Genomic DNA, 14,359 nt, shown 5'->3' with positions numbered 1-14,359 from the left:
GTTCACCGCATCAGTCTTTTAAAAAAACCGTAAATACTCTCTTATGCCTTATGAAATACCTGTAAAATACCAACACCCGGAATAAACCACTAATACCATAGGGTTTAAACCCAGGAGCAACGCCACAGTCAGTTGCTGTAAAAAAGCTACCTGAGCCTAATGCCGGTCAGTTAAGCGCAAAACCGCATAATCATGCGCAATTGCTAAAGGAGTCGCCCCCTCTCCCCGTGGGAGAGGGCCGGGGTGAGGGGCTTGTAGTGCGATGATCATCCCCTCACCCTAACCCTCTCCCCAAGGGAGAGGGAATTGGTTAGCCTTAACTGACAAGCATTAGCCCCGAGCCTGATTTCCTGCACAGCTTAAACTGCCGCAGCCATAACAATATGCCTCTTTAAGGAGTTCTAGCGTGATTAGCGTTTTCGACATGTTTAAGATCGGCATCGGCCCGTCCAGCTCTCATACGGTTGGACCGATGAAAGCCGGCAAACAGTTTGTCGACGATCTGGTAAACGAAGGCCTGATGCCTTCAGTCACGCGTGTTGCCGTTGATGTATACGGCTCACTCTCATTGACCGGTAAAGGTCACCATACCGACATTGCCATCATCCTCGGCCTGGCGGGTAATGTGCCAGCGACGGTCGATATTGACAGTATTCCCGGTTTTATTCGTGACGTTGAACAGCGCCAACGCCTGATGCTGGCCAGCGGCCTGCATGAAGTCGATTTCCCGCGCGACGGCGGCATGGTATTCCGCAGTGATAATCTGCCGCTGCACGAAAACGGTATGCAGATCCATGCCTTCGCCGCAGACCAACAGATTTACAGCAAGACCTATTATTCCCTCGGCGGTGGTTTTATCGTTGACGAAGAGCACTTCGGTAAAGCCGACAGCAGCGAGGTCAGCGTGCCTTATCCGTTCCGTTCGGCCAGTGAAATGCTCGAACATTGCCACACCACCGGCCTTTCTCTGTCTGGTCTGGTGATGCAGAACGAACTGGCGCTGCACAGCAAGCAGGAGATCGAAAGCTACTTTGGCAACGTCTGGCAAACCATGCGTGCCTGTATCGATCGTGGTTTGAATACCGAAGGAGTGCTGCCAGGGCCACTGCGCGTGCCGCGTCGTGCTTCGGCATTGCGCCGTATGCTGGTCTCTTCAGACAAACTGTCCAACGATCCAATGAACGTGATCGATTGGGTGAACATGTTTGCGCTGGCGGTTAACGAGGAAAACGCCGCCGGTGGCCGAGTGGTCACGGCTCCTACCAACGGTGCCTGTGGTATCGTGCCCGCCGTGCTGGCCTACTACGATCACTTTATCGAATCCGTCAGCCCGGACATTTACATCCGCTATTTTATGTCCACCGGTGCCATCGGGACGCTGTATAAAATGAATGCGTCCATCTCTGGTGCCGAAGTGGGTTGCCAAGGGGAAGTGGGCGTTGCCTGTTCTATGGCCGCCGCGGGCCTGGCCGAACTGTTGGGTGGCAGCCCGGAACAGGTGTGCATCGCCGCAGAGATCGGCATGGAGCATAACCTGGGCCTGACCTGCGATCCGGTTGCTGGCCAAGTTCAGGTGCCGTGCATTGAGCGCAATGCCATCGCTGCCGTGAAAGCCATCAACTCGGCACGCATGGCGCTGCGCCGCACCAGTGAGCCCCGCGTTTCACTGGATAAAGTGATCGAAACCATGTACGAAACCGGCAAAGACATGAACGCTAAATACCGTGAAACCTCTCGTGGTGGTTTGGCAATCAAAGTCCAGTGTGATTAATTCAACCGCCCCGCCTTCCCGGCGGGTTCAGACTACTGACAAAACCCGTTATTAGGGGGAGCGTGCCGAAGGGGTCGTAGCGGCGTAAGCCGCCGGAGTGCCCCTCGGTGCGCTAGACCCGGGTATCTCGGGTTCACAAGCCACTTTGTCATCAACCTCGCCCCGCCTTCCCGGCAGGGGTTTTCTTGGTGCCAAATAAACCCTTTCCTGCCTTTCATTCTTCCCTCGGTTAACCCACTGACCTGCGCTTTATTGCAGATACGTGAAACTATTTGCTGAGCTACCATTAAGTTTCTACGGCGACAGACTAGAATTACCTCTTATTACAGCGTTAAGGCGTAGAGTGGCACTGAACAAGGATTTACCCGATGTTGATGACCCAGCTTGCCGCATCGAAATACCGCTATTACCGTTGGCTGCTGGCCTGTGCGGTTGGGTTGGTTATTTTTTTGATTTCAATGTATATCCGTTATTATCAGGAAATTCGCATCACTGAACAGAACCGGCAGGTTTTAACCACCCAAATCATCACCAAACTGAATAGGCTACTGCTACCGGCACAACAGCAGGCCGAACGCACCATGCCGCTGGTTGGGCAACCCTGTGAGCCGATAATGCCGACGCTGCGTTTTCGGGCAGCTCAGAATCAGGCCCTGCGCTCGCTGCTTTTGGTTCAGAACGGTGATATTTATTGTTCAAGCCTGTTTGGCCCACGTAATTATGTGTTTTCGATTATCTTCCCTGAGATGAATAATGAGGGTGTGCAACTGGCCCTGCGCCCTTCCCTGGCGGTCGCCAAAGGTGTGCCTACGCTGGTGATGTGGACACCGCAGGACAACAGCGCTACCAACGGCGTGCTGCACGTATTCAATATTGAACTGCTGGCCAATTTTCTGCTTGAGCCACAGGAGCCTTACGCTCATCGGGTGGTGCTTAACGTTGGCAACTACAGCCTGATGTACGGTCAGCGTGAAATTATTCTCGGCAGTACGCAGTCTGAAGGCCTGCAATATACGGCGAAATCAGATAAGTATCCCTTCTCTCTTTCACTGTTTGGCCCTAGCGCCAGTACGCTGGCTCTGGATGCCTTGCCGCGCCATATCCCATTCGCCTTGATGCTCAGCCTGCTGGCCGCTTATGTGGTGTATCTGGTTACCGCCAACCGCATGAGCCTGTCTTACTACATCGGCCACGCCATTACTCATCGTGAATTCCGCGTCTACTGCCAGCCGATCATCAAGAGCGACAATGGCCGCTGCATCGGTGTCGAAACGCTGCTGCGCTGGAAGAATAAACGTCAGGGCTGGATTTCACCGGATGTGTTTATTCCCTTGGCCGAGCAACACGATCTGATTATCGTGCTCACCCGCTATCTGATGACCACCGTGGTTGAAAACCTCAGCCTGTTCCCGCAGCGCCCCTCGTTTTATATCAGCATTAACGTCGCCGCCGAGCATTTCAACACCGTCAGTATTATTGATGATATTCGTCGCATCTGGTTGCCAGCAAACCCGATGCCCTCAATGATGCTGGAATTGACCGAGCGCACGGCGCTGTCGGAAATTCAGCATGAACAGATTAAGTCGCTCAAAGAGATGGGCATCATGCTGGCGATCGACGATTTCGGTACGGGTCACAGTTCACTAAGCTATCTGAAGAACCTGAGCCCGGACGTGTTGAAGATCGATCAAAGCTTTACCGCAGCCATTGGTACCGACGCGGTGAACGCCACCGTTACCGACACTATTATCACGCTGGCACAACGCCTGAAGATCAAGATGGTAGCTGAAGGGGTAGAAACCGAGGAACAGGCCGACTATCTGCGCTCCCGTAACGTCAATGCACTACAGGGTTATTACTTTGCCAAACCAATGCCGATCAAGGTGTTTCCGGTGTGGTTACAGCAATATGAAATCCGGCAGCAGGAAATGCACAACAAGCGGCAGCATCGGCCGGAGGAGAACCCTCCGGCCTGAATCATTACTAATGTTGTTCGTAGTCTGGCTTCACCTTGGTGATACCCACCAGCTCAATGCGGTAGTCAGATACCTCAAGGATTTCGAAACGCAGCGCGTTCAGTTCCACCACCTCTCCAACTTCCGGCATCTGGCCGTAATGGGAGAGCAGGAAACCCGCCAGCGAAGCATAATCCTCCGTCGGGCTGACCAGATTGTCGCAGTCCAACGCCTGTTCCAACGAGTGCAAATCCGCTCCGCCTTTCACCAGCAGGCGATCGCCTTCAGCGATAATGTCCGGCGTTTCGTCCTCGTCGGGGAACTCTCCGGCGATCGCTTCCAGCACGTCCAACGGTGTAATCAGCCCTTGCACCACGCCGAACTCATTGGTCACTACCACCAGGCGGCCTTTGGCACGGCGTAATACCGCCAACAGCTTGAGTACGTCCATGGTTTCCGGCACCACCATCGGCGGCGTGCGGGCGGCAAACTCAGCGATGTCCACGCCCCGATCCAGAGCAACCAGCAAATCTTTGGCTCGCACTACGCCAACGATCTCATCCAGTTCGTCACGGCACACCGGGAACAGGCTATGCGGGGTATCCAGCAGTTGCTCACGCACCTCTTCACGGGAACGTTCACAGTCCACCCAGGAGATTTCGGTACGCGGCGTCATCACGCTGCGCAAGGTGCGGGAAGCCAGCGTCAGCACGCCGCTGATCATATAGCGCTCTTCTTCAGCAAAGGTCTGATTCACTTCACGCGTTGCCGCTTCGTCCGGTTGCTGCTGCGCCCGCTCTTGCCCCATCAGGCGCATGATGGCTTGCGCCGTGCGTTCGCGCATCGGGCGACGCGCCTCATGCTTGATGAAGTTACGACGTGCAATCTGGTTAAACAGCTCGATCAGGATCGAGAAGCCAATCGCAGCGTACAGATAGCCTTTCGGAATATGCAGACCGAAACCTTCAGCAATCAGGCTCAGGCCAATCATCAGCAGGAAGCTCAGACAGAGCACCACGATGGTCGGGTGGGCGTTCACGAAACTCGTTAACGGTTTTGACGCCAGCAGCATCACCGCCATGGCAATCACTACCGCCGCCATCATGATCGGCAGATCGTTCACCATCCCCACGGCGGTGATCACCGCATCAAGGGAGAACACGGCATCGAGAATAACGATCTGTACCACCACCACCCAGAACTTGGCGTAACCGCGGTTAAGCCCGCCTTGGTGGCCTTGCCCTTCTAGCCGTTCATGCAGCTCCATAGTGGCCTTGAACAACAGGAAGACACCACCAAACAGCAGGATCAAATCACGGCCGGAGAAACTGAATTCTGCCACGCTGAAAAGCGGCGTGGTCAACGTCACCATCCACGAAATCACCGACAATAGGCCAAGGCGCATCACCAGCGCCAATGACAGGCCAAGAATACGGGCTTTATCCCGCTGTTTGGGCGGCAGCTTGTCGGCCAGAATGGCAATAAACACCAGGTTGTCGATACCCAGTACAATTTCCAGCACCACTAAGGTCAATAACCCAGCCCAAATAGAGGGGTCCATTAATATTTCCATATCAGACTCCAGAAGAAAGACAGGTTTGCCGAGCGGTGCTCAAGCGTGACAAAGCATACGCAGAGGCTGCGCAAGCAAGGATCATGGTGGAATAGAATTGCAGAACCGGGAAAAAGCCGACGGGCCGTGTGACATCTATAACGCCAGCAGGTGGCGGGTGTAGCGTTGAAAAACAGTAACTTCGGTGACAGTCCATAGGGAGGGCTGAGGCCCTTCACTCCTTAGTAATAAAATAAGCAGGCACTCTAGCAGGAAATTTTTCTGTGGAAAAGTAGCTTCTTTTACTTTACGCCTCGTTTTGTAACATCTCTGCTGTTTAATCCCTCAAACCAACACCCGTGATAATTCGATCGGCCAATAGCAGAGCGATATCACAAAATTTATTTTTTCACTCACTAAAATAAATTAACACTAAGGTGAATTAACGTGTACAGGTTGATGAAACTGCGCGGAAATGTTTAGTACCCCCCCTTTTCTACCATGATGTATCTGCACCACGGAAATCTACTGCCAGGATGGTAACGAGAAAGGCGCGATCTGTGCCTTAAGTTCAACGAGGAGGTAGCGAGTGGCAATAGCTATTATCATCGGCACACACGGGACCGCAGCGGAGCAATTGCTGAAAACCACAGAAATGCTATTGGGCGATCAGGATAACGTTGCCTATATAGATTTTGTCCCCGGTGAAAACGCCGAAACGCTAATCGAAAAGTACAATGGGAAAATCAGCGAGCTCGACACCAGCGATGGCGTCCTGTTTCTGGTCGATACCTGGGGCGGCAGCCCGTTTAATGCGGCCAGCCGCATCGCTGTTGATAAACAACATTATGAGGTGATCACCGGGGTTAATATTCCGATGCTGGTCGAAACCTTTATGGCACGTGATGATAACCCCGGCTTCGACGACCTGGTCGCGCTGGCTCTGGAAACCGGCCGTGAAGGCGTAAAGGCGCTAAAGAAACCGGTAACAGAGAACCTGAAACCCGCCGTTCCCCCTCCGATAAAAACCGCCGCTCCACAAGCTCCTCTCGGCCCTGGCGATCGCATGAAAATTGGCTTGGCACGCATTGATGACCGTTTGATTCACGGCCAGGTTGCCACCCGTTGGACCAAGGAGACCAACGTCAGCCGTATCATCGTGGTCAGTGATGAAGTGGCTGCCGATCACGTGCGGAAAACCCTGCTGACGCAGGTGGCGCCGCCAGGCGTTACCGCGCACGTGGTCGATGTGGCAAAAGCCATTCGCGTCTGGAACAACCCAAAATATGCCGGTGATCGCGTGATGCTGCTGTTCACCAACCCCACCGATGTCTGGCGTTTGGTGGAAGGTGGCGTGGAGATTAAGTCGGTCAATATCGGTGGTATGGCGTTCCGTCAGGGTAAGACCCAGGTGAATAACGCGGTGTCCCTCGACGCAAAAGACATCGAGGCGTTTAATAAATTAAACGAGCGCGGTATTGAACTGGAAGTGCGTAAGGTTTCGTCCGACAGCCAGTTAAAAATGATGGATCTGATTAGCAAACTCAATTAATGGCCTGTGCCGTTGATTATTTTATTTAAAGCTTTTTGGTCATAGGAGAAGTGCAATGGAGATTACCACTCTTCAGATTGTGCTGATATTTATCGTTGCCTGTATTGCCGGGATGGGTTCCGTGCTGGATGAATTCCAGTTCCACCGTCCATTAGTCGCTTGTACGCTGATTGGCTTTGTTCTTGGCGACATGAAAACCGGTATCATCATCGGCGGTACGCTGGAGATGATTGCCCTGGGTTGGATGAATATCGGCGCCGCAGTAGCACCGGATGCGGCATTGGCATCCATCATTTCCACCATTCTGGTGATTGCCGGTGGGCAAAACATCGGTGCTGGTATCGCACTGGCCATTCCGCTGGCGGCGGCAGGCCAGGTATTAACCATTATCGTCCGTACCTTGACCGTCGCCTTCCAGCACGCCGCTGACAGCGCGGCGGAGCGCGGCAGCCTGCGGGGTATCACCTGGATCCACATTTCTGCTCTGCTGTTACAAGCCATGCGTATCGCCATTCCGGCGGTGATCGTGGCGATCTCGGTCGGCACCGCTGGCGTTCATGCGTTGCTGAACTCGATCCCGGAAGTGGTCACCAGCGGTTTGAACATCGCCGGTGGCATGATCGTGGTAGTCGGTTACGCGATGGTCATCAATATGATGCGTGCCGGTTACCTGATGCCATTCTTCTACCTGGGCTTCGTTACCGCAGCTTTCACCGATTTTAACCTGGTTGCGCTCGGCGTGATTGGCGTGGTGATGGCCGTGCTCTATATCCAGCTCAGCCCTAAATACAACAAGTCTCAGGTGGTTCAGGCCGGCCCGGCCAATGCCAACGACCTTGATAACGAACTGGACTAGGAATAGGTGAAAGAAATGGTTGATACAACAACACAAAAGAAACTGACACCTGCCGATATTCGTGGCGTATTCATCCGCTCGAACCTATTCCAGGGGTCATGGAACTTTGAACGTATGCAGGCGCTGGGTTTCTGCTTCTCGATGGTACCGGTGATCCGCCGCCTGTATCCGGAAAACAACGACGATCGCAAACAGGCGATCAAACGCCACCTCGAGTTCTTCAACACCCAACCGTTCGTCGCCGCACCGGTGCTCGGCGTGACCATGGCAATGGAGGAGCAGCGTGCCAATGGAGCCCCGATTGACGATGCGGCGATTAACGGCATCAAGGTGGGCCTGATGGGGCCGCTGGCAGGCGTGGGCGATCCGATCTTCTGGGGTACCGTGCGCCCGGTATTTGCTGCACTGGGGGCGGGGATCGCCATGAGCGGCAGCCTGCTCGGCCCGATCCTGTTCTTCGTGCTGTTTAACCTGGTGCGCCTGCTGACCCGTTATTACGGTGTGGCCTACGGCTATCGCAAAGGGGTCGATATCGTTAACGATATGGGTGGTGGTTTCCTGCAAAAACTGACGGAAGGAGCGTCCATTCTCGGCCTGTTTGTCATGGGGGCCTTGGTTAACAAATGGACGCACGTGAATATTCCGCTGGTGGTGTCGAAGATCACTGACCAGACCGGGCAAACCAAGATCACCACGGTGCAAACCATCCTCGACCAGTTGATGCCGGGCCTGGTGCCGCTGCTGCTGACCTTTGGCTGTATGTGGCTGCTGCGCAAGAAGGTTAATGCGCTGTGGATCATCATCGGCTTCTTCGCCATCGGTATTTTTGGCTATTGGATCGGTCTGCTGGGGCTATAATCGCGTTAACAAGCGAGGACAAAAATCTAAAGGCTAACCAGTCCCCTCTCCTTCGGGGCTGTCTCTTATACACATCTCAAATTGCGGTCAAATAGCCGCAATTTGAGAAACATAGCAGGCTGATTTTAAAGATAATTTTTTCGAGCGGAAAATTGACAGGCTTAAAATAATTACATTAAAAAACAGCAAGATGCCGAGTTGTGTATAAGAGACAGCCTTCGGGGAGAGGGTTAGGGTGAGGGGAAGATCACTCTACTACAAGCCCCTCACCCCGGCCCTCTCCCACAGGGAGAGGGGGCGTTACCTTTGGCATTATGCCGCATGGTTATGCCTCTGTTCGCTTAACTGACCAGCATTAGAGGCAAAACCCCCGGTTTTTATTTATGGAGTGGTGAGATGTCGCTGACCGACGGTGTATTACTGATTTTTATTGTGCTGATGCTGCTGTATGCGCTGTACGACGAATTCGGCATGAACCTGCTGAAGGGTAAAACCCTGCTGAAGGTTCAGTTAAAACGCCGCAATCGGCTTGACTGCCTGATTTTTGTCGGCCTGCTTGCCATCCTGATTTACCGCAACCTCACCACGCAAGGCGCGCTATTAACCACTTATCTGCTTATTTCGCTGGCGTTAATTGCCGTCTATATTTCCTATATTCGCTGGCCCAAGCTGTTGTTTAAAGCGCAAGGTTTCTTTTATGCCAACACTTTTATTGAATACTCCCGCATCAGATCAATGAATTTATCTGAAGACGGTATTCTGGTTATCGATTTAGAGCAGCGCAGATTATTGATCCAGGTCACACAATTAGACGACCTGGAGAGAATTTATCATTTTCTTGTTGAGAATCAGTAACAAAAGAGTTTTTCTGTTTTTTTATCAATTTAACTGCGGGCCGCATCACTGGATAATTTATCAGCAATGCTTCTGATTCGCTGTTTATTATTCCCGCATATTTTGATGCAGCTATCGCCGTTATTTGTTCCTTTCCGCCTCAAGTGAAAATAGTTCTCAGTTCCATCAAGTTACCCCATCAATTTAAAGGTTGTCCCCGCTAAAAATATTATGGTAAGGTTGCGCCGTCATTGGGGAGTAGCCGGTTTCTGGGTAGTAAATACCAGAAACGCCCGTATCAACATACTCGTTTCGCAACTCGAAACGTGGTGCGGGTAGCCGAAATAGGTTGGCGAGACCATAGACACGTAACTCCGTCGTATGGTTGGGGGTGGGTTACGTGTATATGGAGCCGCCCGGCCGAGGCTATTTAACATGAACCTGTCAGCAACTCTCATTCTTGCATTTGGTATGTCTATGGACGCATTTGCCGCATCAATCGGTAAAGGCGCTACCCTGCATAAACCACGTTTCCGCGAAGCTCTCCGCACCGGTCTGATCTTTGGCGTCGTTGAAGCTATTACCCCGTTGATCGGCTGGGCTATCGGGCTGTTCGCCAGCCAATACATCATGGAGTGGGACCACTGGGTAGCCTTCGGCCTGCTGTTTATTCTGGGCGCACGCATGATCGTGGAAGGCACAAAGAACCAGCCACACGAAGAACAAAAAGTAAAACGCCATGGATTCTGGATATTAGTGGCTACCGCTATCGCCACCAGCCTGGATGCGATGGCCATCGGCGTCGGCCTGGCCTTCCTGCAGGTCAATATCGTTCATACTGCCATGGCGATCGGTTGTGCCACCATGATTATGGCCACGCTGGGGATGATGATTGGCCGCTATATCGGCCCTCTGCTGGGCAAACGTGCTGAAATTCTTGGCGGGGTGGTGCTGATTGGCATTGGGGTGAATATCCTGCTTGAGCACTTGGGCTATCTTGCCTGACATCTTCCTAAACAGAAAAACCTGCCTCGGCAGGTTTTTCTGTTTCTAGCGGCAACGGCGATACAAGCGGATAGCAAAGTCTGTTTCACAGGCAAAAGCCGCGGTTGCTGCCAATTGTTGCTGCACCTGCGGCGAAGCGCGCCAGGCAAACGGCGTCATCTGCAACAGATTAGCCGCCTGCGCACCGGGCAGCGTCATCGGATAGGCCAATGTCTCGATGATTTCACAGGTAAATCCCTCAAGCTGCTCGTCGTTTTCCGCATGCAACTGCACATCCTGATACACCTGTTGTTTTAGCTGGTAAAGATGGCGCGGCCCAGGTGACACCGTCACAACTACCCCTCCTGGCTTCACCACCCGTGCTAATTCCTCGGCTTTACAGGGTGCATAAATGCGCAATACTGCGTCGAGTGACGCATCAGCAAACGGCAGACGATGGCTGGAAGCCACACAGAATGACACCGCAGGATAACGCTTGGCGGCTGAACGGATCGCCACTTTTGCCACATCCAGACCATGCACGGCCAATGCCCGCTTCTGCGATAAGCGCGCCGCCACCGCAGCGGTGTAGTAACCTTCCCCACAGCCAATATCCAACAACGCTTCCGCTTCATCAGGCAATGCCGCATCTAACAACTCCGCGATCCGCTGTTGCAATGGCTGGTAATAACCACCGTCCAGAAACGCACGGCGTGCCTGCATCATCTCGGCACTGTCACCAGGCTGCTTTGAGCGCTTATGCTGCACCGGCATTAAATTGACGTAACCTTCTTTGGCACGATCGAACTGATGATTATTTTCGCAACGCCATTGCTGGCTGGCATGATGCAACGGTTGGTGGCACAGGGGGCACTGATAGGACATGGCTTGGATTCCAGAGAGATACGGCGCGGCTAGTCTAAAGAAGGGCTCTGTGCGATGCAAGGCGGATGCTCTCCGCTACCGCTAGCCAACGGCTAAAAAAGCTGGCTACACTGGTGCCTATCATCCCGTTGTAGGTAAAAGACGTTCTATGACCGACACCTCCCCGCTCCTCAGTGCCGTTCCCGGCATCAAGCATGGCTTTGGCACTAAAGGTGCCCTGCTGCCGGAACTGCTATTGCCCTATCACGCCACGCTGCCAGAAAAGAAACAGGTACACGGCATACGTATTGTTGATATTTATCATCCTGCCCAAGCGTGCGGCGAAGCCGATGGTTTCTTTACCCGTGAACCGGGGATTCTGATCAGCGTGCTGACCGCAGATTGCCTGCCGGTGATTTTCAGCCGTCATGACGGCAGCGCTGTCGCTGCGGTGCACGCGGGCTGGCGCGGATTACTGGACGGCATTCTTGAGCAGATGGCACGGCATATCAACCGTAAGGACAACACCGCAAACTGGGTAGCTTCCATCGGCCCCGCAGCGGGATCGTGCTGCTATGAGGTCAATGAGGAATTGGTAGCGCGCTTTCAGCAGGCTTTGGCTCTGCCGCCTGACTTGATCAGCCCACGGCATCGTCATCTGGATCTGGCGGCTATTGCCGAAAACCAGCTCCAAGCCCTAGGGTTTGCCGCGGTCGATCGCGCCGGCAGCTGCACCATTTGCACGCAGAACCGCGACCCACGGCTGCCACAGCGCTTTAAATACACCAGTTATCGCCGTAACAGCCACCGCCGGGCGCAGGATCCCAGTCATCCGGGGATCAAAGGGCGTAATCAGTATTCCGGCATTATCATCACTGGCTGAAGGCGAGCAAATCGCAGAAACGAAAAAACCCGCACAAAGGCGGGTTTTTTGTACAGCTGACGCTGATTAGATAGCAGTAACGTTTACTGCAGATGGGCCTTTCTGGCCATCTTGGATTTCGAACTCAACATTCTGGCCTTCAGCCAGGGTTTTGAAGCCGTTACCCTGGATTGCAGAGAAGTGTACGAACACATCTTTGCTGCCGTCAGCTGGGGTGATGAAACCGAAACCTTTAGACTCGTTGAACCACTTAACTTGACCTTTGATCTTTGCCATCTTGAGTATTTCCTTTGGATTGTTTAAACCGCCCGGAGGCGTTACATAGACAAACTAGAGTCGTTACTGCTTGAGGCACTAAGATAAGGATCGGCAGAGAAGCGGTATTCAACGCTAACGTCTTTACTCAGAACTTCTTTACTGAAAATGCCACACATATACAGAACTGTACCTCGTTTTACCCAGATGCGTTATCACATACTCTGTAAACGATGGCAAGCCATTTTTAATCACTGATCGACCTGTCGCACATATTTGAAACGGTCGGCCGCACCAATAGCCTAAATACGGTAAAAGAGGTTGAAGCCTTGGCTACTTTCTGCTTTGTAAACGAGCTGGGCTGAACTCCGCGTGCTGCCTGAATTTTAACAATTCTTTCAAGCTGGCGACGAATGTTTTTGACAACATATAAGCGTCTGAGCATCGCAAAAGCGTAAAAATTTTTGAATCTTTATGGAATTTTATATGCAAGATTTGAATATCGATGAACGGGTGGCAAAACGGCGCATCGATCTGAATTTTTGCTGCCAAGCCTGCCACAGCAGGAAGCGATCGTCTCCTAACCGTTAGAGGTTGCATTTGTTATACCTTTTTGTGCAACATAAAGCTGCGGTTTACTGCTGCATAAATAAGCACCACCGGGAATTATGCACCAATAAAGGGCAGCTCGCTAAAATAGCCGTGGCCATCAGGCGGTAAATATTCGGAGTTAGCCTAGTCAAGGGCAAATAAATAAATAAAAGTATTCTCTGATAACAAAATATTTATTTTTAACCATGATTAAGCAAATGGGCCAATAAATTTCACCCCCACTTCTGGCTTTGTTTTTTACCCATTTCAACCACTATCAGCCTCATTGACCACCTAAAAGCCCTCCCCCACCAAAGCCCGCACGGTGCGGAATACCAGGTAGCACTGAACGCGCAGAGCTTTACTCATGAGAAGTATCATCAAGATCAATACGTGCACCAATTTTTAACGGATGAAATCGATGCTGCATAATTCCCGCAGCGTTTAATGCCAAACTTAATTGCTGCGGAGGCTCATCCAAAGACTCATCGGCCAATTCAAAAACACCCCAATGAATAGGAATAACCCGCGGTGCATTTAATTGCTGATAAAGCATTACCGACTGCTGCGGGTCCATATGCTGTTCCTGCATGAACCATCTTGGTGCGTAGGCACCGATCGGTAATGCAGCAATATCAAATGGCCCCAGGCGAGTGCCAATCTCGACCAATTTCTCAGAATAACCACTGTCACCGGTAAAATAAAAACGCAGCGCAGGATGATGGATCACCCAACCACACCACAGCGAACGGTTGCGATCCCAAGGGGTACGCATGCTCCAATGGCGCGCAGGCGTGGCATGAAACGTCATATCATCCAGCGTCAGGCTTTCCCACCAGTCCAATTCGACCACTCGCTTGGCCGGATGATGGCTGAACCAGCGCTTGAGCCCCAGCGGCACCACGAAGGTGATCTCGCGGAAACGCTTGGTCAGTTCCCTGATGGTGCAGCGATCCAGATGGTCGTAATGATTATGAGAGATCAGCACCACATCCACTGCGGGCAGTTGTTGCACCGTCAACGGAGGGGGGGTTTTACGTTTCGGGCCATAAAAACTCAGCGGTGAGGCTCGGTTTGATAAAACCGGATCGATCAGGACATAACGCCCGCCCAGGCGCAGCAACAGCGAAGCATGGCCCAACCACCAAACGCTGTCCTGGTTGCCACTGAGATCGGCAGCCTGCCACCAGCTTTCGGTGAACTGCTCATAACCCGCCTGCGGTGGTTTGGGCAAGCCGAGCTTTTTACGCTCCTCCTGCCAGCGCCTCAAATCCCCCTCTTTATGCAGCGTCGGTTCAGGATTACGAAACCCCTGCGGCGTATGATGGGCTTTGCTCGCATCGTAATAACGATTGGTGATCTTCATTCCCTACCTCTCCCTGCCCCCAAGTAGTACAAGATAGC

Annotated in this window: 13 protein-coding genes and 1 riboswitch; of the genes, 8 read left to right on the top strand and 5 right to left on the bottom strand. The window is 52.6% G+C overall.

Annotated elements, in window-relative coordinates; all coding sequences use genetic code 11:
• Positions 1 to 406 precede the first annotated feature (406 nt).
• Together sdaA and ACX1CU_RS09795 are read left to right on the top strand one after the other, a co-directional pair.
• Positions 407 to 1,771: an L-serine ammonia-lyase gene (gene sdaA / locus ACX1CU_RS09800; protein WP_459402367.1), complete on the top strand. Its 1,365-nt coding sequence runs from the start codon at positions 407 to 409 to the stop codon at positions 1,769 to 1,771.
• Between the two features lie 368 nt (positions 1,772 to 2,139).
• On the top strand, positions 2,140 to 3,747 hold the full coding sequence (locus tag ACX1CU_RS09795; protein WP_459402366.1) for an EAL domain-containing protein: 1,608 nt from the start codon (positions 2,140 to 2,142) through the stop codon (positions 3,745 to 3,747).
• 7 nt (positions 3,748 to 3,754) lie between these two features.
• Here the strand turns inward: ACX1CU_RS09795 and ACX1CU_RS09790 are convergent, their stop codons facing one another.
• Complete coding sequence (locus tag ACX1CU_RS09790) at positions 3,755 to 5,299, bottom strand: TerC family protein (RefSeq protein ID WP_459402365.1); 1,545 nt, start codon at positions 5,297 to 5,299, stop codon at positions 3,755 to 3,757.
• Positions 5,300 to 5,867: 568 nt separating this feature from the next.
• On the opposite strand from ACX1CU_RS09790, the gene manX reads away from it, so the two are divergent.
• The 5 genes from manX (at position 5,868) to mntP (ending at position 10,383) form a co-directional block, all read left to right on the top strand.
• Positions 5,868 to 6,830, top strand: a complete 963-nt coding sequence (gene manX / locus ACX1CU_RS09785; RefSeq protein WP_459402364.1) for a PTS mannose transporter subunit IIAB — start codon at positions 5,868 to 5,870, stop codon at positions 6,828 to 6,830.
• 55 nt (positions 6,831 to 6,885) lie between these two features.
• Positions 6,886 to 7,686: a PTS mannose/fructose/sorbose transporter subunit IIC gene (locus tag ACX1CU_RS09780; RefSeq protein ID WP_459402363.1), complete on the top strand. Its 801-nt coding sequence runs from the start codon at positions 6,886 to 6,888 to the stop codon at positions 7,684 to 7,686.
• Positions 7,687 to 7,701: 15 nt separating this feature from the next.
• Entirely contained in the window at positions 7,702 to 8,544 is an 843-nt protein-coding gene (locus tag ACX1CU_RS09775; protein WP_459402362.1) for a PTS mannose transporter subunit IID, read from the top strand.
• A 396-nt stretch (positions 8,545 to 8,940) separates the two neighbouring features.
• A complete protein-coding gene (locus tag ACX1CU_RS09770; protein ID WP_459402361.1) occupies positions 8,941 to 9,399 on the top strand; it encodes a DUF986 family protein in 459 nt (152 codons plus the stop codon).
• A gap of 220 nt (positions 9,400 to 9,619) precedes the next feature.
• Positions 9,620 to 9,801, top strand: a riboswitch (yybP-ykoY riboswitch).
• A 12-nt stretch (positions 9,802 to 9,813) separates the two neighbouring features.
• Entirely contained in the window at positions 9,814 to 10,383 is a 570-nt protein-coding gene (gene mntP, locus ACX1CU_RS09765) for a manganese efflux pump MntP (RefSeq protein ID WP_459402360.1), read from the top strand.
• Between the two features lie 45 nt (positions 10,384 to 10,428).
• On the opposite strand, the gene rlmA is transcribed toward mntP, so the two are convergent.
• Positions 10,429 to 11,247: a 23S rRNA (guanine(745)-N(1))-methyltransferase gene (rlmA, locus tag ACX1CU_RS09760; protein ID WP_459402359.1), complete on the bottom strand. Its 819-nt coding sequence runs from the start codon at positions 11,245 to 11,247 to the stop codon at positions 10,429 to 10,431.
• A 148-nt stretch (positions 11,248 to 11,395) separates the two neighbouring features.
• Between rlmA and ACX1CU_RS09755 the strand changes: the two genes are divergently transcribed.
• On the top strand, positions 11,396 to 12,109 hold the full coding sequence (locus ACX1CU_RS09755; RefSeq protein ID WP_459402358.1) for a polyphenol oxidase family protein: 714 nt from the start codon (positions 11,396 to 11,398) through the stop codon (positions 12,107 to 12,109).
• Positions 12,110 to 12,175: 66 nt separating this feature from the next.
• Here the strand turns inward: ACX1CU_RS09755 and cspE are convergent, their stop codons facing one another.
• The 3 genes from cspE to ACX1CU_RS09740 form a co-directional block, all read right to left on the bottom strand.
• Positions 12,176 to 12,385 (bottom strand): transcription antiterminator/RNA stability regulator CspE, encoded by a 210-nt coding sequence (gene cspE / locus ACX1CU_RS09750; RefSeq protein ID WP_002221949.1) that lies wholly within the window; start codon positions 12,383 to 12,385, stop codon positions 12,176 to 12,178.
• Between the two features lie 41 nt (positions 12,386 to 12,426).
• Complete coding sequence (locus ACX1CU_RS09745; protein WP_002211058.1) at positions 12,427 to 12,543, bottom strand: DUF2627 domain-containing protein; 117 nt, start codon at positions 12,541 to 12,543, stop codon at positions 12,427 to 12,429.
• Positions 12,544 to 13,316: 773 nt separating this feature from the next.
• Entirely contained in the window at positions 13,317 to 14,321 is a 1,005-nt protein-coding gene (locus ACX1CU_RS09740) for an MBL fold metallo-hydrolase (protein ID WP_459402357.1), read from the bottom strand.
• Between the last annotated feature and the right edge of the window lie 38 nt (positions 14,322 to 14,359).

It is taken from the genome of Serratia sp. D1N4 (assembly GCF_054552755.1).
This window is presented reverse-complemented; position numbering and strand designations above follow the sequence as displayed.

Excerpts from the sequence above, each read along its gene's own strand:
- ACX1CU_RS09780 (WP_459402363.1), top strand. The coding sequence starts at position 6,886 with ATGGAGATTACCACTCTTCAGATTGTGCTGATATTTATCGTTGCCTGT.
- cspE (WP_002221949.1), bottom strand. The coding sequence starts at position 12,385 with ATGGCAAAGATCAAAGGTCAAGTTAAGTGGTTCAACGAGTCTAAAGGT.
- ACX1CU_RS09745 (WP_002211058.1), bottom strand. The coding sequence starts at position 12,543 with ATGTGTGGCATTTTCAGTAAAGAAGTTCTGAGTAAAGACGTTAGCGTT.
- mntP (WP_459402360.1), top strand. The coding sequence starts at position 9,814 with ATGAACCTGTCAGCAACTCTCATTCTTGCATTTGGTATGTCTATGGAC.
- ACX1CU_RS09755 (WP_459402358.1), top strand. The coding sequence starts at position 11,396 with ATGACCGACACCTCCCCGCTCCTCAGTGCCGTTCCCGGCATCAAGCAT.
- ACX1CU_RS09790 (WP_459402365.1), bottom strand. The coding sequence starts at position 5,299 with ATGGAAATATTAATGGACCCCTCTATTTGGGCTGGGTTATTGACCTTA.
- ACX1CU_RS09770 (WP_459402361.1), top strand. The coding sequence starts at position 8,941 with ATGTCGCTGACCGACGGTGTATTACTGATTTTTATTGTGCTGATGCTG.
- ACX1CU_RS09740 (WP_459402357.1), bottom strand. The coding sequence starts at position 14,321 with ATGAAGATCACCAATCGTTATTACGATGCGAGCAAAGCCCATCATACG.
- ACX1CU_RS09775 (WP_459402362.1), top strand. The coding sequence starts at position 7,702 with ATGGTTGATACAACAACACAAAAGAAACTGACACCTGCCGATATTCGT.
- rlmA (WP_459402359.1), bottom strand. The coding sequence starts at position 11,247 with ATGTCCTATCAGTGCCCCCTGTGCCACCAACCGTTGCATCATGCCAGC.
- ACX1CU_RS09795 (WP_459402366.1), top strand. The coding sequence starts at position 2,140 with ATGTTGATGACCCAGCTTGCCGCATCGAAATACCGCTATTACCGTTGG.